This window comes from Streptomyces tatrensis (assembly GCF_049310065.1).
GTDB lineage: Bacteria > Actinomycetota > Actinomycetes > Streptomycetales > Streptomycetaceae > Streptomyces.
The window spans coordinates 4,360,495-4,382,021 of sequence record NZ_JBMDLB010000011.1; the positions used below are offsets into that span (position 1 = coordinate 4,360,495).

The window sequence follows — 21,527 nt, forward strand, 5'->3', positions numbered from 1 at the left end:
GGCGACCACTCGGCGCCTCCTCGGCGACTACTTGGCCACGGCGAACCGCATGAGGGCCTGCTCGTCGCCCGGCTTGATCTTCCCGGTCTCGTTGATGACGTGCAGCTTCCAGCCCGACCCGTCCCGGACCGCCTTGGCCACGGCGCAGCCGTTGTCGCTCCCGAGCAGGCTCGGCCAGATGTCGGCGACCTGCTGGGTGCTGCCGCCCGTGCCGTCGTACACCTTGAAGCTGATGTTGCGGGCGCTCTGGAAGGAACTGCCCTTCTTGTACGCGGCGGCGACGAAGACGATGGACGTGACGTTCCCCGGTATCCGGGCGAACTCGACGGTCACCGTCTCGTCGTCGCCGTCACCGTGGCCGGTCTGGTTGTCCCCGCTGTGGAGCAGCGAGCCGTTGCCCATGGGGTCCAGGGAGTCGAGACCCGCGAGGCGGACGGGGTCCGCGCCCTGCATCGCGATCGCGATCAGGTCCAGGTCGGTCCCGACCTTCCGCTTGAGCTTGCCCATCAGGCCGCCGCTGCTGCCCACGGTGGGGTCCCACGAGACCCCGATGGACAGGTGGGTTACGCCGCCCAGGTCCGCGGGGCCGTCTTCCTTGGTGAGCGTGATCATGCGCAATCCTCACAAATAGCAGAGCCGTACCGACTCATGAAGTCTGCCTGACGCCGGTTCGTTTGCGGAGCCGCTCGACGCACGCGATACCTTCAGGACCTCGGCGTCCGGTGTTCCGCGGATGCCGTACGGCGCATACGGCGCGGTACATCGCAGTGCAGCTTGGAGGCAGCAGCGTGAGCGTGCGAGTGACGGCGGCCCAGGACGGCGTGGACCCCTTCGGCACGGCCCGGCTGCGACGCGGGGTGCTCGACGCCTGGGGCGCGGGCCCCGCCCGCTTCCGCGAGGACGCCAACGCCGAGGAGGACCTGGCGCTCGGCGGCTACCGCGACCGGCTCGTCGTCGAGCTCGCGCAGAACGCCGCCGACGCGGCCGCCCGCGCCGGGGTACCAGGCCGCCTGCGGCTCACCCTGCACGCGGGCACCGACCAGCCCGACGGGCACGCGCTGCTCGCCGTCTCCAACACCGGCTCCCCGCTCGACGCCACCGGCGTGGAATCGCTGTCCACGCTGCGCGCCTCCGCCAAGCGCGACGACTCCTCCGGGAGCGTCGGCCGCTTCGGCGTCGGCTTCGCCGCCGTCCTCGCCGTCTCCGACGAGCCCGCCGTCCTCGGCCGGCACGGCGGCGTGCGCTGGTCCCTGGCCGAGGCGCGCGAGCTGGCCCGGGGGGCCGCCGTCGGCAGCTCCGGGCTCGGCGAGGAACTGCGCCGCCGCGACGGGCACGTCCCGCTGCTGCGCCTCCCGCTGCCCGCCGAAGGCACCGCGCCCGACGGCTACGACACCGTCGTGGTCCTCCCGCTGCGCGACGCCGCCGCCGAGGAGCTGGCCGCGCGGCTGCTCGCCGCCGTGGACGACGCCCTGCTGCTGACCCTGCCGGGGCTCGCCGAGGTCGTCGTGGACACCCCGGCCGGGGGCGTGCGGACGCTGACCCGCCGCACCGAAGGCCCGTACACCGTCATCACCGACTCCGCCTCGGACACCGCGTCCGGCCCCAGGCGATGGCGCACCGTGCGTCACTCCGGCCCCATCGAGAAGGCGCTGCTCGCCGACCGGCCCGTCGAGGAGCGGCTGCGGCCCGTCTGGGCGGTGTCCTGGTCCGTGCCCGTCGACGCCGAAGGCGCCCCGGTGCGCCCCGCGACCGCCGCCGTGGTGCACGCGCCGACCCCGACCGACGAACCGCTCGGCATCCCCGCGCTGCTCATCGCGACCCTGCCGCTGGACACCACCCGCCGGCACCCCGCGCCGGGGCCGCTGACCGACTTCCTCGTGGAGCGCGCGGCCGACGCGTACGCCGAACTGCTGGGCTCCTGGGAGCCGGTGAGCACCGCGCTCGTGGACCTCGTACCCGGCCCGCTCGGCAAGGGCGAGCTCGACGGGGCCCTGCGCGCCGCCGTCATCGCGCGCCTGCCCCGTACGGCCTTCCTCGCACCCGCCGCACCGCCCGAGGCCCCGGCCGAGGGGGAACCGCTGGAGCGGGCCGCGCTGCGCCCCTTCGAGGCCGAGGTCGTGGAGGGCGCGGGCGCCGACACCGTACGGGTCCTCGCGGAGGTGCTGCCGACCCTGCTCCCGGCCGGGCTGGAGCGCCGCCCCGAACTGCGCACCCTGGGCGTGGGCCGGCTGCCGCTGGGCGAGGCCATCGAGCGGATCGCCGGCATCGAGCGGACCCCCGAGTGGTGGTACCGCCTCTACGACAGCCTCGCCGGGGTCGACCCCGACCGGCTCTCCGGCCTCCCCGTGCCGCTGGCCGACGGCCGCACCGCGATCGGGCCCCGGCACCTGCTGCTGCCCGGCGCGGACGCCGCGCGGTCGGACGCCCCGCGTTCGGGAAGCCCCGAGAGCCTGGCCCGGCTCGGCCTGAAGGTGGCCCACCCCGACGCGGTGCACCCGCTGCTGGAGAAGCTCGGCGCGCTCCCGGCCAGCCCCCGCGCCGTCCTGACCACCCCGCAGGTGCGGGCGGCCGTCGCGGCCTCCCTGGACTCCGGGGAGATCTGGGACGAGGACGCCCTCGACCCCGAGGAACTGGCCGACATCGTCCTCGGCCTGGTCCGGGACGCCGAGCTCTCCCCCGGCGACGAACCGTGGCTGGGCGCGCTCGCCCTGCCCGACGAGGACGGCGAGCCGACCCCGGCCGGCGAGCTGCTGCTGCCCGGCTCCCCGCTGGCCTCCGTGGTCCGCGAGGACGAGATCCCGTACGTGGACGCCGAGTTGGTGGAGCGCTGGGACGAGCGGACCCTCACCGCCGTGGGCGTCCTCGCCACCTTCCAGCTGGTCCGCGCCACCGACGTGGTCCTGGACCCCGACGAACTGGAGCCCCGCGACGGGGACTTCGCCGAGCCCGACGACGCCGGTCTGCTCGACGCCGTCGACGTCTGGTGCGAGGACCTCCTGGACCAGCTCCCCGACACCCCCGTACCGCCGGTCGCCACCGAGCTGGTCGCCGTACGCGACCTCGACCTGGTCGACGACGACTGCTGGCCCCAGGCCCTGGCCATGCTGGCCCAGCCCCCGCTGCGCGACGCCCTGACCCAGCCGGTGCGGGTCCTGCTCCCGGACGGCACCACCCGCTCCGTGCGCTCGTACACCGCGTGGTGGCTGCGCGACCACCCGGTCCTGGACGGCCGCCGCCCGGCCGGCCTGCGCTCGGCGAACGGCGACCCGCTGCTGGCGGGCCTCTACACCCCGGCCGACGCCACCGGCTTCGAGGACGAGCAGGTCCTGCGGGCCCTGGGCGTACGCACCACCGTGCCCGCCCTGCTCGAGGAGCCGGGCGGCGCCGCCGAGCTGCTGGGCCGCCTCGCCGACCCGGACCGGGAGATCGGCGGACGCCAACTGCACGCCCTGTACGGGGCATTGGCGGACCTGGACCCCGAACAGGTCACCCTGCCCGACGAGCTGCGCGCGGTCGTGGACGGCGAGGTGGTCGTGGTCGACGCGGCCGACGCGCTGATCGCGGACGCCCCGGACCTCCTCCCCCTGACCGCCGGCCTCCCGCTCCTCCCCGTGGCCCCGTCCCGGGCCGCCGACCTGGCGGAGCTGTTCCAGGTCCGGCGCCTCTCGGAGACGGTCCCGGCGGAGGTCACCACCGAGGGCGAGGAGCACCAGGTCCCCGAGCCGGTGCACCAGCTCCTGGGCCCGGCCACCCCCAAGAGCTACTGGGAGCACGAGGAACTCCTGGCGGGCGGCACCGAACTCGACTGGCGCCGCACCCCGGACGGCACCCTGCACGCCTCCACCCTGGAGGGCGTGGCAGCGGCCCTCGCCTGGGCGGCGGGCCAGTGGCCGCGCCGCTTCGAGGTGGCAGCCCTCCTGGAGGACCCGTCACGCACGGCGGAGCTGGCCCGGGACCGCTGGTTCGACTAGGCCCCGTCCGGGCCGGTCCGTGAGGGCGTCATAGGGTTCCGCCATGAGCAACTCCGATGCGGCTGCCGTCCTCACGACCGCCGACCTGCCCGAAGCGATACGTGCCGTGCGTACGTTGCTGGACATCTCGGACGCCGATCACGCAGAGGTCGACTTCGAAGCCTCGATCACGTCGCCGGATGTCCTGGCGCGCGTACGCCGCGCACTGCCCGACCTCGTGTGGTCGTCGGCCGGCGAGGAAGACGGTTCCTCGAAGGCCGGAGACGACCCGGCGGAGTTTCTCCCGATCCGAGTGTTCGACTGGTGCCGTCCGCTGGACCGCGCCGAGCCCTTCATCGACGCCTTGGGGTCGGATCTCGCGGCGGTCCGGTGGGATCTGGACGGGTGGCCCGCGGTTCCCGAAGCGGGACTGGACCGGGTCCCGCAGAAATACGCGTACCTCACGCTGACCGTGAATTCCCGGGACCTCTACCAGGACGAGCCCTCGCAGGACCACACCGTCCACGTGCACGTCCGGAACGCCGCCTTCGACACCGATCGCATCACCTGGCTCGCCGATCGAGTGGGCGGCCGGTTCACCGGCAGGGTGGAGACGGCGCCTCTGTAACCGGGATGCTCCGGGGCCGCCGCGCCCGCCCTCACCCCGCCGGCGTGAGCAGCGCGTCCGCGATGGCCGTTCGGGCGTACAGGACCGAGCGGCCGGCGCGGTGGCCGGTGACCAGGCCCGCGTCGCGCAGGGCCGTGAGGTGCTGGGAGACCGCGGCGGCGGACAGGCCGCTGTGCCGGGCCAGTTGGGTGGTGGAGGCCGGGGTGTCGAGTTCGGTGAGCAGCATGGTGCGGGAGCGGCCCAGTACGGCGGCCACCGCGTCGGTGGCCTTGGTGGTGCGGGGCTCCCAGAGGGTGCCGATCCCCCGTGCCGGGTAGGCCAGTTGGAGCGGATCGGGGGCCACCGAGCGGGTCAGGACCCGGGGCCAGGCGAAGGCGGAGGGCACCAGCAGCAGTCCGGAGCCGGTCTGGTCGCGGGTCAGCGCGCAGTGCCGGCGGACCAGGCGCAGGGTTCCGGCGTCCCACGTGACGGTTTCGTGGAGCTCGCCCAGGACGTGCGCGGATCCGTGTTCGGCGACCTGGCGGGCCCGGTGGAACACGTCGGCTTCGAGGAGCTGGCGGATCCGGGGCCAGTAGGGCGCGAGCGCGAGTTCCCAGTAGGTCTGGATCTCGTCGGTGACCTTCTCCAGCACGGCCTCGGGTTCCTCGTGGAGCAGCCTCAGGCGCGGCGCCGGGCGGCCCGCCGGACGGGACTTCGCCGCGAGCGTGGCCAGGTCGGAGCGCACGTTCTCCGGGTCGCCGGCGCGGATGGCGGCCAGCTCGGCGTCCAGGTCCGGGAAGGGGCCGGCCGGGGTCGGGTTGAGGAAGTCCGCGAGGTAGCCGCCGCCCGGGATCAGGGCGGCGAGCCAGCCCCGGTCCAGGCCCGCGCTCCGCAGCCGGGGTCTCACCTGCTCGGCCCAGCGGCGGTGCAGCGGCGGTTCGGTCCCGGCGTGCAGCAGCCGGAAGCTGGTGACGACCTCCCACATCGGGGACACCGCGAAGCGGGTCTGCGCCAGCTCGGCCGCGGAGAAGTTCAGTTCGTATTCCATGGCCCTGCCCCCATCGCCCCGCCCCCATCGCACATCACCCACCACCCGCCACCTCGCGGCGGATTCGGTCCCAGCTTAATCAATAGGGCATCCGGCGGGCCCGGCGCAGTCTCGTTCCATGCCCTCCTCCTTCCGCGGACTCCCGCCCCTCGTCTGGACCCTGTTCGCCGGTTCGATCGTCAACCGGATCGGCTACCTCGTCACCCCGTTCCTGGTCTTCCTCCTCGCCGACCGGGGCATCACCGGATCCGACATCTCCTTCGTGCTCGGCGCGCTCGGCGCCGGCCACCTGCTCGGCCCGGCCGTCGGCGGGCTGCTCGCCGACCGGATCGGCCGCCGTCCGACCATGCTGATCGGGCTCATCGGCTCCGCCGTCGCCCAGGGCGCGCTGTTCCTGGCCCCGGGGCTCTGGACGCTGGCCGCCTCCGCGCTGCTGCTCAGCACCGCCGGAGCCACCGTCCCGCCCGCCGCGTTCGCCCTGCTGGCCGACGCGGTGGACTCCGGCTGGCGGCAGCGCGCGTACGCCCTGTTCAACTGGGGCGTCAACATCGGCACGGCCGTCGCCGGCGTCCTCGGCGGCTTCCTCGCCGCGCACGGGTACTGGCTGCTCTTCGCCGTCGACGCCGGTTCGGCGCTCGTCTACGCCACCGTGGTCGCGACCCGGCTGCGCGAGCCGGCCCGCACCGCTCCGGCCAAGGCCGCGGGCCTGGGCTACGGGGTCGTCCTGCGCGACCGGCTGCTGCTCCTGCTGCTCCCGCTGCTCGGGATCCAGCTGTTCGTGTACTCGCTGACCGAGGTGGCGCTGCCGCTGGCCGTCCGCGACAGCGGGCTCTCGCCGGCCGTGTACGGGGCCCTGGCCGCGGTCAACGCCGTGCTCGTCGTGGCCCTGCAGCCGTACGTGACGTCCAAGCTGTCGGGGCTGCCGCAGCTCCCGGTGCAGGCGGCGGGCAGCGCACTGATCGCCGCCGGGGTGGCGCTGACCGGGCTCGCGGACTCCGTCACCGGGTACGTGGTCTCGGTGGTCGTCTGGTCGCTCGGCGAGGTGGCCGTGGCCGGCATCGCGGCCTCCCTGGTCGCCGACCTGGCTCCGGCCGACGCCCGGGGCCGCTACCAGGGCGCCTTCAGCTGGACCTGGGGCACGGCCCGCTTCGCCGCCCTCACCCTGGGCGTCGCCCTGTACACCGGGGTCGGCCCGACGGTCCTGTGGTGGGGCGCTCTCGTCGCGGGCCTGCTCGCCGCGGTGGCGACCCTGGGCCTGCGCGGCCGGATCGCGAACCGCAGGGAGCGGGACCTCGGCCTGGCTGCGTGAGGCCGCTAGACGGGCTCGATGGCGACAGGGTGGCCCGAGAGGAGCCGCCCCAGGTCGTCCACGTCCGAGGTGAACACCGTCACCTCTGCGCCTCGCCTCGATTTCGCGACGGCGACGGCAGCGAGGACGGCGTCAATGGCGTACTTGTGGCCGTGCAGCCCCGCCTCCGTGAGGAGTGAACGAGCGATGCCGACGACCGGGTCATCCGCGTGGACGACTTCAATGCGGGACAGGGACCAGTCCCAGAGCCGGGGCGCCTTGCCCGGCCGTGGATCCCACGCCTCCAGCGTCGTGAGCCCCGAGGTGACGACCGGCACCTTGCGTTCCCAGGCCTTGTTGACCAGACCGACGACGGCGCGGTCCCCGCGGACTGCTTTGGACAGCGCCTCGGAGTCGAAGACGAACAGCCTCGGGCGGTAAGGGGCCGCGGGCTTCGACCGCGGCGTCATGCCGCAGCCTGACCGGAGTCGTGGGTCACCTCGGCTCCGGCTCTCAGCGCATCGTGTTTGGCGTCGATCTCGGCGAGCCATTCGTCCGCGGCACGGAGTTCCTCATCGGTGAGGGCGCCGTACTCCTCCTGGAGGCCGGCCGACAGCTCACCCAGCTTGTCCACCGCGTCCCTGCCTGCCGCCGCTTCGGTGATGTACGCCGACACCCCGCGAGAGTCCACCCGGGAGCGGATCGACTCCAGGAGCTCCTCAGGCACGGTGATCGTGATCTTCTTCGTAGCCATATGGCAAGTATGGCTACTGCGCGAACCGCCCGTCCAGTCCCCTAATGGGTGAACCCCCACGACGGCCGGGCCACGCCCTACGCCGGGAACCTGCGGTCCACCCACCGGAAGGTGAACTCGATGAGGGCGGCCGCGACGGCGGCGATGCCGACGGCGGTCCACGGCATCACGGCGCCCTCCAGCTTGAGCTGGAAGAACTCCTGGAGCCAGGGCACGACGAGCACGATCAGGAACGCCCCGCCCATCGCGCCGACCAGGCCGACCCGCCACCAGGTGTAGGGGCGGGCGATGATCGCCAGGACCCACATCGAGGTCAGGAACAGCGCGAGCGTCGCGGCGCTGGTCTCGGCCTTGAGGGCGTCGGGGCCGGTGTAGTGGTGGCGGGCGATCACGTACGTCACGAAGCAGGAGACGGCGGCGATGATCCCGCCCGGGATCGCGTACCGCATCACGCGTTTCACGAAGTGCGGCTTGGCCCGCTCCTTGTTGGGCGCCAGCGCCAGGAAGAAGGCCGGGATGCCGATGGTCAGCGTGGACAGCAGCGTCAGGTGGCGCGGCAGGAACGGGTACTCGACCTGGGAGCAGACCACCAGGACGGCCAGCAGCACCGAGTAGACCGTCTTCGTGAGGAAGAGGGTGGCGACGCGGGTGATGTTTCCGATGACCCGGCGGCCCTCGGCCACCACCGAGGGCAGGGTGGAGAAGCTGTTGTTGAGGAGGACGATCTGCGCGACGGCGCGGGTGGCCTCCGAGCCGGAGCCCATCGAGACGCCGATGTCGGCGTCCTTGAGCGCGAGGACGTCGTTGACCCCGTCGCCGGTCATCGCGACGGTGTGGCCCCGGGACTGGAGGGCGGCGACCATGTCGCGCTTCTGCTGCGGGGTGACCCGACCGAAGACGGCGTTCTGGTCGAGCACGTCGGCCATGGCGCCCTGGTCGGTGGGGAGCTTACGGGCGTCGACGGTGTTCTCGGCGCCGGGCAGGCCCAGCTTCCCGGCGACAGCGCCGACCGAGACGGCGTTGTCGCCGGAGATGACCTTGGCCTTGACGTCCTGGTCCTCGAAGTAGCGCAGGGTGTCGGCGGCGTCGGGGCGCAGCCGCTGCTCCAGGACGACGAGGGCGGTCGGCTTGACCCCGGTGGCCACGGCCGGGTCGTCGAGTTCGCGGGCGGCGCGGCCCAGCAGGAGGACCCGTAGGCCCTGCTCGTTGAGCTCGTTGATCTCCTCCAGGGCCGGGTCCCCGGCGGGGAGCAGCACGTCGGGGGCCCCGAGCAGCCAGGTGTTGTTCTCGCCGTCGCCCTCGCTGAAGCTGGCGCCGCTGTACTTGCGGGCGGAGGAGAAGGGGAGCGATTCGGTGCAGCGCCACTCGGCGCTGTCGGGGTAGGCGTCGATGATCGCCTGGAGGCTGGCGTTGGGGCGGGGGTCGCTCTCGCCGAGCGCGCCGAGGACCTTCTTGACGTACGCGGCGTCCGCGCCGCCGAGCGGGCGGCACTCGGTGACGTCCATGCCGCCCTCGGTGAGGGTGCCGGTCTTGTCGAGGCAGACCACGTCCACGCGGGCGAGTCCCTCGATGGCGGGCAGCTCCTGGACCAGGCACTGCTTGCGGCCGAGCCGGATGACGCCGATGGCGAAGGCGACGGAGGTGAGGAGGACGAGGCCTTCGGGGATCATCGGGACGATGCCGCCGACGGTGCGGGCGATGGCGTCCTTGAGGTTGTTGTCCTTGACGATCAGCTGGCTGATGATCAGGCCGATGGAGGTCGGGATCATCATCCAGGTGACGTACTTGAGGATGGTGGAGATGCCGGAGCGCAGCTCGGAGTGGACGAGCGTGAAGCGGGAGGCCTCTTCGGCGAGCTGGGCTGCGTAGGCCTCGCGGCCGACCTTGGTGGCGGTGAAGGCGCCGCCGCCGGCGACGACGAACGAGCCCGACATGACGGGGTCGCCGGGCTTCTTCAGGACGGGGTCGGCTTCGCCGGTGAGGAGGGATTCGTCGATCTCCAGGCCGTCGGCCTCGCCGACGAGCCCGTCGACGACGACCTTGTCGCCGGGACCGAGCTCGATGACGTCGTCGAGGACGATCTCGGAGGTGGAGATCTCGGCGGTGCGGCCGTCGCGGCGGACGCTGGGTTTGGCTTCGCCGATGACGGCGAGGCTGTCCAGGGTCTTCTTGGCGCGCATTTCCTGGATGATGCCGATGCCGGTGTTCGCGATGATCACGAAGCCGAAGAGGCTGTCCTGGATCGGGGCGACGAAGAACATGACCACCCACAGGACGCCGATGATGGCGTTGAAGCGGGTGAAGACGTTGGCGCGGACGATGTCGGCCGTGGAGCGGCTGCTGCGTACGGGGACGTCGTTGACGGCTCCGCGGGCGACGCGCTCGGCGACTTCGGCGGTGGTCAGCCCGGCCGGCTTGAACCGGGGTGCGGGCGGTCGGACCGGGTGTACGGGATCGAGCTCGGCCCCCGCGTCGATGGCGGTCCCGGCGGCCGTACCGCCACCGCCGCCCGGCTCCGGTCCGTCTGGTTCGATCCTCGCCCGCTGCGTCATGCTTTCGACGGTAAAGGGGGTTCCAACGGTTCACCCGCCGAGAAGTGCGAAGATCCGACTTCGGGATGAGTCGAATCCTCCGCTGGTAGCCCTTCCGCCCGACGTGGTGCGGCGCGCGCCGTGCACGTGCGGCGCCGCTTCCCGGGGGCTCCGCCCCCGGACCCCCGCGCCTCAAACGCCGGCGGGGCTGATTTTGGCCGACCTCGCCGGTCGCGTGCGGGCCGCAGGGGCCAGGCAAGATCCGAAAGGGACGGCCTAGCCCGCCTGGGGGGGCGGACCCGCCGGGTCGGCATCGTTCCGCGCGGCCAGCTCAAGGGCGTGACGCTTCAGAGCCGCATCGCGGCCGCGGACGTACCAGAGGCCGATCAGGCCGAGGACCCCGCCGACCGCGCAGGTCCAGACCCACCACAGCATGCCCCGGTCCGCGAACCACCCGTAGAAGGGGAGCTGGAAGAGGAAGAGGGCGAACCAGATGATCGTGCCGCCGGCGACGGTGCCGACGATCGGACCCTCGAGGGGCTCGGGGGCCTCGTGCTGCGCAGTCCATTTCGCCATGGGGACAAGTCTAGGCCGGTCGGCGGAAGGTCTACGCGCGGAGATAGACGCTCCTTCGTTCATGTGTTCATACTGAAACGGTTTGGGCTTGGCCCGTTTTAGCCGTAGGAAACCACCACTGAGGACCAGGACCCCCATGAGCACGTCGGCCCCTGTGGACCGCTACTTCAAGATCTCCGAGCGCGGCTCGACCATCGGCCGCGAGGTCCGCGGCGGGTTCGCCACCTTCTTCGCGATGGCCTACATCATCGTGCTGAACCCGATCATCCTGGGCAGCGCGAAGGACATGTACGGCAACCAGCTCGACGGCGGCCAACTGGTCACCGCCACCGTGCTGACCGCCGCCTTCACCACGCTCCTCATGGGCGTGATCGGCAACGTCCCGATCGCGCTGGCGGCCGGCCTCGGCGTCAACACCGTCGTCGCCCTCCAGCTCGCCCCGCGCATGAGCTGGCCCGACGCCATGGGCATGGTGGTCCTGGCGGGCTTCGTGGTGATGCTGCTGGTGGCCACCGGCCTGCGCGAGCGGGTCATGAACGCGGTCCCGCTCGGCCTGCGCAAGGGCATCGCGATCGGCATCGGCCTCTTCATCATGCTGATCGGCCTGGTCGACTCGGGCTTCGTCAGCCGCATCCCGGACCTCGCGCACACCACGGTCCCGATCCAGCTCGGCAGCGACGGCCACCTGCACGGCTGGCCCGTACTGATCTTCGTGGTCGGCGTCCTGCTGACGCTGGCCCTGATCATCCGCAAGACCCCCGGCGCGATCCTGATCTCCATCGTGGCCATGACCGTCGCCGCCCTGGTGGTCCAGCTGGTCACCAAGCTCCCGGACACGGCCTGGGGCCTGACGGTCCCGGAGTGGCCGGGCAACCCGGTCGCCGCGCCCGACTTCGGCCTCATCGGTCAGGTCAGCCTGTTCGGCGGCTTCGGCAAGGTCGGCATGCTGACGGGCGTCCTGTTCGTCTTCACCGTGCTGCTGTCCTGCTTCTTCGACGCGATGGGCACCATCCTCGGCGTCGGCGACGAGGCGAAGCTGACGAAGCCGGACGGCTCCTTCCCCGGCATCAACCGGGTGCTGTTCGTCGACGGCATGGCCGTCGCCGCGGGCGGTGCCTCCTCCTCCTCGGCCACCACCTGCTTCGTGGAGTCCACGGCAGGCGTCGGCGAGGGGGCCAGGACGGGCCTGGCGAACATCGTGACGGGCGGCCTCTTCGCCGTGTCGCTGTTCCTCACGCCGCTCGCCACGATGGTCCCCTCGCAGGCGGCCACCCCCGCCCTCATCGCGGTCGGCTTCCTGATCATGGCCGGCTCGGTCAGGGACATCGACTGGAACGACTTCACCATCGCCGTCCCGGCCTTCCTGGCCATGGTGATGATGCCGTTCACGTACTCGATCACCAACGGCATCGGCATCGGCTTCGTGGCCTTCTCCGTACTGCGGCTGGCGACCGGCCGGGGCCGCGAGGTCCCGGTGGCCATGTACGTCGTGTCCGCGGTCTTCGTCTTCTACTACGCGATGCCGGCGCTGGGCCTCACGTAAGCCCGTAGAACTTCTCCGTCTCGTCGACGGCCGCCTTGAAGCGTTCGTCGAAATCGTCGCGAATGAGCGTCCGGACCACATAGTCCTGGACGCTCATTCCTCGTTTGGCGGCATGAGTCCGGAGCCTGTCGAGGAGCTCCCCGTCTATGCGCATGCTCAGCACATGTGTCCCCATGCCGAAAGAGTCGGGGCACAGGGCATGGACGCGTGTCACTTTCCGGAGCCGACTCACCCTTACGAGTGACGCCAGTTAAGTGGTGTTCCTTAGGGAGGGTAATGAGTTACTCTAAAGAACATGCACGACCTTTCCCATGGTGATGACGCAGCCGCCGTGAACGACCTCCGCTCCGCCGTCATGCGGCTGGGCCGGCGCCTCAAGCACCAGCGCGTCGACGAATCGCTGAGCCCGACCGAGATGTCGGTGCTCGGCACCCTCGCCCGCTGCGGCCAGGCCACCCCCGGTGAGCTGGCCCGGCGCGAGCACGTGCAGCCGCCGTCCATGACGCGCATCGTCGCGTTGCTGGAAGCCAAGGGACTGGTCACGCTGGAACCGCACCCCGACGACCGCCGCCAGAAGGTGGTCCGCCAGACGGAGGAGGCCGAAGCGATGCTCGAAGAGAGCCGTCGCAAGCGCAACGCCTTCCTCGCCGGGCTCGTGGACGGGCTGACCGAGGACGAATGGGCGAAGCTGCGCGAAGCCGCGCCCGTCCTGGACAAGCTCGCGCACCTATAGGAACGACGCCAGGAGGCGACCCCTTTTGAGTACGGGACCCGGAGCAGACTCCGCCCCCGGCCACACACCCACCACTACGCGCACGCCCGGCACCACGAAGAACGCGAAGAACGCGAAGAACTCGATGTTCAGCTCGCTGAAGATCCGGAACTACCGGCTCTTCGCCACGGGCCAGGTCGTCTCGAACACCGGCACGTGGATGCAGCGCATCGCCCAGGACTGGCTGGTCCTGTCGCTGACCGGATCCGCTTCGGCGGTCGGCATCACCATCGCGCTGCAGTTCCTGCCGATGATGCTGTTCGGGCTCTACGGAGGCGTACTCGCCGACCGGCTCCCGAAGCGGCCGCTGCTCCTCTGCACCCAGGCGGCCATGGGCCTCACCGGCCTCGCACTCGGTGTCCTCACCCTCGCCGGCCACGTCAACGTCTGGCACGTCTACCTCGCCGCCTTCCTGCTCGGCCTGGTCACCGTCGTGGACAACCCGGCCCGGCAGACCTTCGTCTCCGAGATGGTCGGCAAGGACCAGGTGGCCAACGCGGTCAGCCTGAATTCGGCCAACTTCCAGTCCGCGCGACTGGTCGGACCCGCCATCGCCGGTGTCCTCATCACCGCCGTCGGCTCCGGCTGGGCCTTCCTGCTCAACGGCCTGTCCTTCGCGGCGCCGATCGCGGCCCTGATGCTGATGCGGACCCGAGAACTGCACCAGGTCGAGGTCCAGCCCCGCGCGAAGGGCCAGCTCCGCGAAGGCCTGCGGTACGTCGCCGGGCGGCCCGAGCTCATCTGGCCGATCGTGCTCGTCGGCTTCATCGGCACCTTCGGCTTCAACTTCCCGATCTGGCTGTCCGCCTTCGTCAGCAAGGTCTTCCACGGCGACGCGGGCACGTACGGGCTCTTCAACACCCTGATCGCGGCGGGCTCCCTGGTGGGTGCGCTGCTGGCGGCCCGGCGCGGCCTCTCGCGCCTGCGGCTGCTGGTCGCGGCGGCGGTGCTCTTCTCCGTCCTCCTGCTGGTGACGGCCTTCGCACCGAGCTTCTGGCTGTTCGCGGCGCTCCTCGTCCCCATCGGCGTCTTCGGCCTGACGGTGAACGTCACCGCCAACTCCAGCGTCCAGATGGCCACCGACCCCGAGATGCGGGGCCGGGTGATGGCCCTGTTCATGATGGTCTTCACCGGCGGCACCCCGATCGGGGCCCCGCTGGTCGGCTGGGTCACGGACACCTACGGCGCGCGGATCGGCATGGCCGCGGGCGGCGTCGTCTCGCTCGCCGCAGCCGTGACGATCGGCCTGGTCCTCTCCCGCATCGGCAACCTCCGCCTCAGCGTGAACCGCCACGGCGTGACCTTCGTCCCCTCGGACCGCCGCCAGCTGGCCACGGCGGCGTAGCCCCGGACCCCGCGCCTCAAACGCCGGCCGCATCCAGCCCCGCCGGCGTTTGAGGCGATCTTTTCAGCCCCTCCGGCGTTTGAGGAGCGGGGGTCCGGGGGCTGGTCCCCGGCAACGGCGCCGCACCGGGCACCCCCCGCTAGGCTCGGGCCATGAGACTGTTCGCAGCCGTCATCCCGCCCGAGGCGGCCATCTCGGAACTGTCCGGGGCCGTACGCGGCCTGCGCGACGACCACCTCCGCTGGACCGCGGAAGCGGGCTGGCACTTCACCCTCGCCTTCATGGGCGAGGTCCAGGAGGAGCTGCTCCCCGAACTCCACGCACGCCTCGCCCGCGCCGCGACCCGGAGCACGCCCTTCCCGCTCCGGATCCACGGCTCCGGCCACTTCGGCCACCGCTCCCTGTGGGCCGGCGCCGCCGGGGACCTCGACGCCCTGCGCATGCTCGCCGAGCGCGCCGACGCCGCCGCCCGGCGCTCCGGGGTGCCCATGGACCAGCACCACCGCTACACCCCCCACCTCACCCTCGGCCGGCTCCGCGACGAGCGGCACGACGTCCGCCCCTACGCCACGGCCCTGGCTGCCTTCGAGGGCACCCGCTGGCAGGTCGGCGAGCTCAGCCTGGTCCGCAGCAACCTGCCCGACTCCGGGGTCCCCGGCGAGCAGCCCCGCTACGAGGTCGTCGGCTCCTGGAAACTGGGAGAGCCCGCCCCTCCGTCCGAGGGGCGGACTCTGTCGCGTTAGGCTCGACGGGTGGATCCCAAGACCAGAAACCGTGTCATGGCCGGCGTGCTCGTACTGATGTTCCTCGTGGTGGCGGTGGCCGCCGCGGTCGGCCAGTAGGCCCCTGGCCCCGTAGCGCGCCGTCTACCAGGCGAACGCCTCCGGAGCCGGACCCGGCCCCGGGAAGACCTCGTCCAGCCCCGCCAGCACCTCCGGCGACAGCTCCAGCTCCACCGCCCGCAGCGCGGACGCGAGCTGCTCCGGCGTACGCGGCCCGACGATCGGGCCGGTGACCCCGGGACGCGTCAGCAGCCAGGCCAGGGCGACCTCGCCGGGCTCCAGTCCGTGCTTGTCCAGCAGGTCCTCGTACGCCTGCACCTGCGCCCGTACGGAACTGCTCGCGAGCGCGTCCGCCGAGCGGCCGGTCGCGGTCCGCCCCGACTCCGACGCCTTGCGGATCGCCCCGCCCAGCAGCCCGCCGTGCAGCGGGGACCACGGGATGACGCCGAGCCCGTACTCCTCGGCCGCCGGGATGATCTCCAGCTCCGCCCGCCGCTCGGCGAGGTTGTAGAGGCACTGCTCGCTGACCAGGCCGAGCCGACCCGAGCGCGCCGCGGCCTCGTTGGCCTGGGCGATCTTCCAGCCGGGGAAGTTCGAGGACCCGGCGTAGAGGACCTTGCCCTGCTGGATCAGGACCTCGACGGCCTGCCAGATCTCCTCGAAGGGCGTCAGCCGGTCCACGTGGTGGAACTGGTAGATGTCGATGTAGTCGGTGTTCAGGCGCTTGAGGCTGGCGTCGACGGCCCGCCGGATGTTCAGCGCCGACAGGCGGTCGTAGTTGGGCCACGGGTCGCCCTCGGCGGCCATGTTCCCGTAGACCTTGGTGGCGAGGACCGTCTTCTCGCGACGGCCGCCGCCCTGGCCGAACCAGGTACCGATGATCTCCTCGGTGCGGCCCTTGTTCTCGCCCCATCCGTACACATTGGCCGTGTCGAAGTAGTTGATACCGGCGTCGAGGGCCGTGTCCATGAGGGCATGGCTCTCCGGCTCGCCCGTCTGGGGGCCGAAGTTCATGGTGCCGAGGACAAGTCGGCTGACCTTGAGACCGGTGCGTCCGAGCTGCGTGTACTCCATGGGCCACTAGCCAACTGCCTGGAGTGCGCTCGAAGCAAGACCCGCCCGTGACGGGCGTGTTACGTGTCCTGCCGGGGCCGGTACGGGCCTCCGATGCCCCACGCCTGGTGGAGGACCGCCGCGAACTCCCCGGCCAGGCGGTGCTCGCCGGAGGCGTTGGGGTGCGTGCCGTCGTAGGTGTCCCGGTCGAGCTCGTACGCCTCCGGGCGCGCGGCCAGCAGGATCGGCGAGGCGGGGGTCGACAGGTCGGCCACCGCCTTGGCGAGCAGCTCGTTGAAGAACTCGACCTGCTGGGCGAAGGGCTCGTCGTCCCGGGCCCGGACGTTGGGTATGACGGGCAGCAGGACCATCCGTATCCCGGGCCGGGCGGCGCGGGCCTCGGCGATGAACCGGCGGGCGTTCGCGGCGGTGCCCTCGGCGGCGGTGTAGAAGCCCAGGTCGATCAGGCCGAGGGAGACCAGCAGTACGTCGGCCCCGGCAGCGCGGACGGCGGGCCCGATGAGCGGGGCCATGTGCTGCCAGCCCTCGCCCCAGCCGGCCAGGTGGCGGCGGGCCGCGGCGGGGAAACCGGGGTCGGCGTAGGCGTCGCTGGCCGGCGCGTCCGCGAGGGCGTCGTAGAGCCCGCTGCGGGGGCCGACGATCTCGTAGGGGCCGCCGAAGGTGGTGTCGAGGTGCTGCCACATCCGGTAGCGCCAGGTGTAGTCGCCGGCGCATCCGACGGTCATGGAGTCGCCAACAAACATGAAAAACATACCGAATCCAAGCGAGTCGGACCACGAGCGTGGGAACCATGACGAAATCACCGAGCGGTGGGCAGTTCAACAGGCGGCCCGCGCCCTCAAGCCTTCTACCCACGCGTCCGAGAACCGGCTGGCAGGCTTGGCCTTGAGTGGGCAGAGTAACGGACAGCCCGTCCATGCAGAGCGTGGGTCGGATCACATGCAACGGCCCCGTCCCAGCCGACTGACACCAGAGCTGCCGACCGGCGTCCTGCAGTGCAGCAGCGCGCCACCCACTCTCAGCTATCGGTCGGTTTGAAATGCGGTTCAATCAACGACGCGTCGAATGATCCCTTGTGAGGGTCGCGCTGCGGCATGGGGAACACGACGACGTGCGACAGCACCGCCCCTATCGCCGAGCGCTTCTGGTGGAGATCGAAACCTTCCCACTTCGCTCGATGGAATCCTGCAAGGAAGTTCTCTGCCGCCTGTCCCGTCGCATGCGATTCCCTGTCCTTCTCAGACTCCGATATCTGACCGTCCAGAGAGGAGAGCAGTTCGAAGAAATCCGCGGCAGAGACCTTGCCCACCTCAAATCCTTGCTTCAGATCAAACTTCCGCACACGCAGTGATTCGAGAGTCGCCTCGCCGTGCCAAGACTTATCACGGGGCGCGACCGCGGAGAACCTCTCTTCGAGCACCTTGAGGACCATTTCGACCATTTCCTTGTCCAGCCTGTCCATTCGACGCGATACACCTCGACAACGGGGGTTTCCGCACGAGTAGCTACCATTCGGCCTCTTCGGACGCGGCTTGGTACCCACCATGACGGACATACACATACGCCCGTCAGCATCAAGTTTTCCGCACCTGACAAACTCGGACAGCAGGTGCTTGCGCCCGCCTGACGGGCCACGGTTCTTCTGGTTGTATCGGACCAGCATCCCTTCGCCAGCAGAATCATCTTTACGGTCGGATCGTCGCACCAGTTGGAGCCATTCTTCCGGCGTGGCGATCACCTCCCAATCCCCGACTACAGGAATCCCGGTATCCGGATCGATGACCAGTTCACCATTGATCATCCGGTATCCACAGATCGCCGGGTTGGTGAGCATGTTCTTTACGGTCGACTCAATCCATGAACCACCGCGCACGGAGGGCACATTATGGCCAATCAGGTACCGGGTGATAGTGGTGTAGCTACTCCTCGCAAGGCGCATCTCGATGGCCCTTCGCAAGTGCCGCCCCTCAACAGGATCCACGTACTTGTTGGACGGTCGCGTCACTGTTCCGTCCTCGCCCCTTTCGACACCGAGCCAGCCGAATCTCCTCTGCCCGCCCGTGCGTCGCCCTTCCCGTGCACGGTCCTTGATGGAGCGCTTCGTGCGCCGCCTGAGCTTCTCCACCTCCGCCTCCCCCGCCGAGGCAGACTTGAGGCCCCTGGTCTGCTCCGTCTCCGAGTAGACGTCGATGAGCTGCTTGCTGTCCGTGTAGTAGAGAAGGCCGTCGTCTTCCACGGTCAACGCCCTGTGAAGTCTGAGCAGGTCCTCGGGCAGACGCACGGCACGTTCTTCCTCAACAACCACGAGACCGCAGACGCGAAAGCCTTCCTCCGTGCATCGTGCTCGAAGGTCACGGACCATCTGAAGGAACCCGGGTCGCGGGACGTCCGGCTTCGCGGCGGTGATGTCGTTGTCTGTGTACTGGTAGACGACAGCCCAGCCAAGCCTCTCTGCCGCCTCATCACAGTGCCTGTGCTGACGCGCTACACCGAGGCTCTGCTTCTTTGTATCGCCGCTGATCCGTGCCATCGACACCACCGGCTTCCGGTCTCTCAGCCACTCCGTGTAGGTGAGACCTGCTTCAAGCGCCGCTGTAAGTGACGGGTGCGGTCCCCACGTTGAGCTTGGTGCCACGCATGCCCTCCCCGAGCATTGGATTGTGCTGTTTCCACTCCAGCACAGATCACCGACGAACATGGGGCGTATCTGTGTTATCGCGGATCGCAGTGCAGAGGCCCTACGTGATGCCGGACACGCGGGGCGGGCTGGCAGGGTAGGGGGATGCGCCCGCACCTGCTGCCCCTGACCGCCGCTGTTGCCGTTGCCCTCGCGCTGGCGCCCTCGGTGCCCGCCGCCGCGTCCGGGTCCGCCGCGTCCGGGTCCGCCGCGTCCGGGTCCGCCGCGTCCGGGTTCACGATCACCGACCCGCGGATCAAGGAGTCGAGCGGGCTCGCGGCCAGCCGGATCCACCCCGGCGTCTACTGGACGCACAACGACAGCGACGACGGCCCGTACGTGTACGCCGTGGACTCCGCGACCGGGAAGACGGTCGCCCGGATCACCCTCACCGGCATCGGCACGCCCCGGGACGTCGAGGGGATCTCGCTGGGCCCGGACGGGCGGCTGTACGTCGGCGACATCGGGGACAACCTGGGCGGCTCCTGGAACCACGTGTGGATCTACCGGTTCGCCGAGCCGAAGACGCTGCGCGACGCCACGCTCAAGGCCGAGCAGTTCACGGTGAAGTACGCCGACGGGCCGCGGAACGCGGAGGCGCTGATGGTGCACCCGGTGACGGGGCGGGTGTACATCGCGAGCAAGGACGAACGGGCCGGCGGGCTGTACGAGGGACCGGAGTCCCTGTCCGCCTCCGGTACGAACACCTTCCGGCGGATCGGTGACGTCCCGTGGGTCACGGACGGGGCGTTCTCCCCGGACGGGGGGCGGCTCGCGCTGCGGGGGTACTTGTGGGCGAGGACGTACCCGTGGAAGGACGGGCGGCCGACGGGGGACGGGGAGGCGGTGGCGGCGCCCTGGCAGGGGCAGGCGGAGTCCGTGACGTACGCGGCGGACGGGTCCGCGCTGATGTTCGGGGCGGAGGGGGCGAACAGTCGGGTCGTTGCCGTCCCGGTGGCCCCGGACGCGAGGCCCTCGCCCTCCTCCTCCGGCTCGGCCGCGCCGGCTCCGTCTCCGGGTGCGCCCGGGGAGCCCGAGGGTGGGAGCTTCACCAAGGGTGCGCTCGTTCTGGTGGTGGCCATTGCTCTGACCCTGGCCGCCAAGCGGCTTCTGCGGCGGCGTCCCAAGGCCTGAGTGCCCTGCGGGGCTGTCCCCTACCCGCCCTTCCGCCGTTCCCCGGGCTGCGCCCGGACCCCCCTGGGGCTCCGCCCCAGACCCCGGTCCTCAAACGCCGGACGGCTGAATTGGCTAGCCCCGGGTCGGGCCCTCGTCCAGGCGGTATTCCTCGGCGTCCGCGTGGTAGCCGTACAGCTCGCCGTAGCGGCCCCAGTCCGTGGCCGTTTCCAGTTGCTGTTCCAGCTGCTCGCTCGTGTAGTGGTGCGAGAGGAGGTCGCGGAAGAAGCCGGCGCGCTGGGCAGCGCCCCTCGAGCGCTGCAGGGTGGTGTGGATCAGGTGGACCAGCGGGACCTCCATCGCTCCTTCCGCGAACAGCTCCTTCGACTCCTGTACGTCGGCCCCCGCGAAAGCCGTGCCGCGGGCGGTCAGGACGAGGTGCAGGTCCCGTACCTCGGCCAGGCCCAGCAGTTCCAGCCCGTCCACCAGGGGCAGTACGTCGTCCACCTCCAGGCCCAGTTCGTCCGCGAGGTCGGCGAGGTCCACGCTGCCGTCGCCCGTGCCCCGCTGGAGCACGATCTCGGCGAGACCCGCCATGCCGTCGACGCTGGCCGCCGGGAGCGGGGTGTTGGCCGGGGTGCGCTTGGCCGGCGGGGCCGCGGCCGGGGTCTTGGCGGTACGGCCGGTCATCACCGCGTACACGGCGTCCACGATCCGCTCGAAGTCGGCGGCGCTCCGGTCCCGGGGGCGGGCCAGGTCCACCGCGAAGGTCTCCTTGATGGTTCCGTAGGGCCGCGAGCCCAGCACCACCACCCGGTCGGCCATCAGCACCGCCTCCTCGATGTTGTGCGTGACCAGCACCACCGCCTTGGCGGGGAAGCGGTCCGAGGCCCACAGCTCCATCAGCTCGCCGCGCAGGTTCTCGGCGGTGAGCACGTCCAGGGCGGAGAACGGCTCGTCCATCATGAGGACGTCCGGCTCCACGACCAGTGCCCGCGCGAAGCCCACGCGCTGGCGCATCCCACCGCTGAGCTCCTTCGGATAAGCCGACTCGAAGCCGTCGAGGCCGATCAGGTCGATCGCCTCCACCGCCTGCTTCGCCCGTGCCTCGCGGTCCATGCCCTTGGCTTCCAGGCCCAGTTCCACGTTCTGCTGCACCGTCAGCCAGGGCAGCAGCGCGAAGGTCTGGAACACCATCGCCGTGCCCGGGTTCGCCCCGCGCAGCTCCTCGCCCCGGTAGGTGACCGAGCCGGAGCTCGCGGGGATCAGCCCGGCGAGGCAGCGCAGCAGGGTGGACTTGCCGCTGCCCGACTTCCCGAGGAGCGCGACGATCTCGCCCTCGCGGATCTCCAGGTCGATGCCGCCGAGCACGGGCAGCTCCCCGTCGGCGCCGGCGTAGGACTTGGTGAGGGCGGCGGCCTGGAGGATCGTGGTCGCGGTCGCGGTCATTCGGGGCGTGCTCCTCGA

General features: G+C 71.0%; 19 protein-coding genes. 8 read left to right on the top strand and 11 right to left on the bottom strand.

Translation table 11 applies throughout. The annotated features are described in order from the left end of the window. Positions 1 to 27: 27 nt before the first annotated feature. The gene (locus tag ACODT5_RS35495) at positions 28 to 612 is read right to left on the bottom strand and encodes a TerD family protein (protein ID WP_422523186.1); all 585 of its coding nucleotides are present in this window, start codon (positions 610 to 612) and stop codon (positions 28 to 30) included. Positions 613 to 788: 176 nt separating this feature from the next. Here ACODT5_RS35495 and ACODT5_RS35500 point away from each other — a divergent pair, with 176 nt between their 5' ends. Continuing rightward, a complete protein-coding gene (locus ACODT5_RS35500; protein ID WP_422523187.1) occupies positions 789 to 3,971 on the top strand; it encodes a sacsin N-terminal ATP-binding-like domain-containing protein in 3,183 nt (1,060 codons plus the stop codon). Positions 3,972 to 4,014: 43 nt separating this feature from the next. Continuing rightward, positions 4,015 to 4,578, top strand: coding sequence for a hypothetical protein (locus ACODT5_RS35505; RefSeq protein ID WP_422523188.1), 564 nt, complete (start codon positions 4,015 to 4,017; stop codon positions 4,576 to 4,578). 31 nt (positions 4,579 to 4,609) lie between these two features. Here ACODT5_RS35505 and ACODT5_RS35510 read toward each other — a convergent pair whose 3' ends face one another. Further along, positions 4,610 to 5,605, bottom strand: a complete 996-nt coding sequence (locus ACODT5_RS35510; RefSeq protein WP_422523189.1) for an ArsR/SmtB family transcription factor — start codon at positions 5,603 to 5,605, stop codon at positions 4,610 to 4,612. Positions 5,606 to 5,723: 118 nt separating this feature from the next. Between ACODT5_RS35510 and ACODT5_RS35515 the strand changes: the two genes are divergently transcribed. Continuing rightward, complete coding sequence (locus ACODT5_RS35515) at positions 5,724 to 6,914, top strand: MFS transporter (protein WP_422523190.1); 1,191 nt, start codon at positions 5,724 to 5,726, stop codon at positions 6,912 to 6,914. A 5-nt stretch (positions 6,915 to 6,919) separates the two neighbouring features. Here ACODT5_RS35515 and ACODT5_RS35520 read toward each other — a convergent pair whose 3' ends face one another. From ACODT5_RS35520 to ACODT5_RS35535, 4 genes are all read right to left on the bottom strand, one after another. Continuing rightward, on the bottom strand, positions 6,920 to 7,363 hold the full coding sequence (locus ACODT5_RS35520) for a hypothetical protein (protein ID WP_422523191.1): 444 nt from the start codon (positions 7,361 to 7,363) through the stop codon (positions 6,920 to 6,922). Further along, a complete protein-coding gene (locus tag ACODT5_RS35525) occupies positions 7,360 to 7,647 on the bottom strand; it encodes a hypothetical protein (protein ID WP_422523192.1) in 288 nt (95 codons plus the stop codon). Before ACODT5_RS35525 ends, ACODT5_RS35520 begins: the two co-directional genes overlap by 4 nt. Positions 7,648 to 7,724: 77 nt before the next feature. Then, positions 7,725 to 10,199, bottom strand: coding sequence for a cation-translocating P-type ATPase (locus ACODT5_RS35530; RefSeq protein WP_422523193.1), 2,475 nt, complete (start codon positions 10,197 to 10,199; stop codon positions 7,725 to 7,727). A gap of 255 nt (positions 10,200 to 10,454) precedes the next feature. Further along, positions 10,455 to 10,754: a DUF2530 domain-containing protein gene (locus tag ACODT5_RS35535; protein WP_422523194.1), complete on the bottom strand. Its 300-nt coding sequence runs from the start codon at positions 10,752 to 10,754 to the stop codon at positions 10,455 to 10,457. Positions 10,755 to 10,890: 136 nt separating this feature from the next. Here ACODT5_RS35535 and ACODT5_RS35540 point away from each other — a divergent pair, with 136 nt between their 5' ends. Further along, positions 10,891 to 12,297: an NCS2 family permease gene (locus ACODT5_RS35540; protein ID WP_422523195.1), complete on the top strand. Its 1,407-nt coding sequence runs from the start codon at positions 10,891 to 10,893 to the stop codon at positions 12,295 to 12,297. Here the strand turns inward: ACODT5_RS35540 and ACODT5_RS35545 are convergent. Further along, complete coding sequence (locus ACODT5_RS35545; protein WP_030156886.1) at positions 12,290 to 12,472, bottom strand: hypothetical protein; 183 nt, start codon at positions 12,470 to 12,472, stop codon at positions 12,290 to 12,292. The genes ACODT5_RS35540 and ACODT5_RS35545 overlap by 8 nt on opposite strands. Positions 12,473 to 12,592: 120 nt before the next feature. Between ACODT5_RS35545 and ACODT5_RS35550 the strand changes: the two genes are divergently transcribed. From ACODT5_RS35550 to thpR, 3 genes are all read left to right on the top strand, one after another. Continuing rightward, positions 12,593 to 13,030 (top strand): MarR family winged helix-turn-helix transcriptional regulator, encoded by a 438-nt coding sequence (locus ACODT5_RS35550; RefSeq protein ID WP_422523196.1) that lies wholly within the window; start codon positions 12,593 to 12,595, stop codon positions 13,028 to 13,030. A gap of 25 nt (positions 13,031 to 13,055) precedes the next feature. Continuing rightward, the gene (locus tag ACODT5_RS35555) at positions 13,056 to 14,414 is read left to right on the top strand and encodes an MFS transporter (RefSeq protein WP_422523197.1); all 1,359 of its coding nucleotides are present in this window, start codon (positions 13,056 to 13,058) and stop codon (positions 14,412 to 14,414) included. A gap of 152 nt (positions 14,415 to 14,566) precedes the next feature. Then, entirely contained in the window at positions 14,567 to 15,157 is a 591-nt protein-coding gene (gene thpR, locus ACODT5_RS35560; RefSeq protein WP_422523198.1) for an RNA 2',3'-cyclic phosphodiesterase, read from the top strand. Between the two features lie 123 nt (positions 15,158 to 15,280). Here the strand turns inward: thpR and ACODT5_RS35565 are convergent, their stop codons facing one another. The 3 genes from ACODT5_RS35565 to ACODT5_RS35575 form a co-directional block, all read right to left on the bottom strand. Then, a complete protein-coding gene (locus ACODT5_RS35565) occupies positions 15,281 to 16,270 on the bottom strand; it encodes an aldo/keto reductase (RefSeq protein WP_422523199.1) in 990 nt (329 codons plus the stop codon). Between the two features lie 59 nt (positions 16,271 to 16,329). After that, positions 16,330 to 17,022: a GDSL-type esterase/lipase family protein gene (locus ACODT5_RS35570; protein ID WP_422523200.1), complete on the bottom strand. Its 693-nt coding sequence runs from the start codon at positions 17,020 to 17,022 to the stop codon at positions 16,330 to 16,332. 266 nt (positions 17,023 to 17,288) lie between these two features. Beyond that, a complete protein-coding gene (locus ACODT5_RS35575; protein ID WP_422523201.1) occupies positions 17,289 to 18,905 on the bottom strand; it encodes a recombinase family protein in 1,617 nt (538 codons plus the stop codon). Positions 18,906 to 19,052: 147 nt separating this feature from the next. On the opposite strand from ACODT5_RS35575, the gene ACODT5_RS35580 reads away from it, so the two are divergent. Then, entirely contained in the window at positions 19,053 to 20,081 is a 1,029-nt protein-coding gene (locus ACODT5_RS35580; protein ID WP_422523202.1) for a WD40 repeat domain-containing protein, read from the top strand. 114 nt (positions 20,082 to 20,195) lie between these two features. Here the strand turns inward: ACODT5_RS35580 and ACODT5_RS35585 are convergent, their stop codons facing one another. Continuing rightward, positions 20,196 to 21,509, bottom strand: a complete 1,314-nt coding sequence (locus ACODT5_RS35585) for an ABC transporter ATP-binding protein (protein WP_422523203.1) — start codon at positions 21,507 to 21,509, stop codon at positions 20,196 to 20,198. Positions 21,510 to 21,527: the final 18 nt, after the last annotated feature.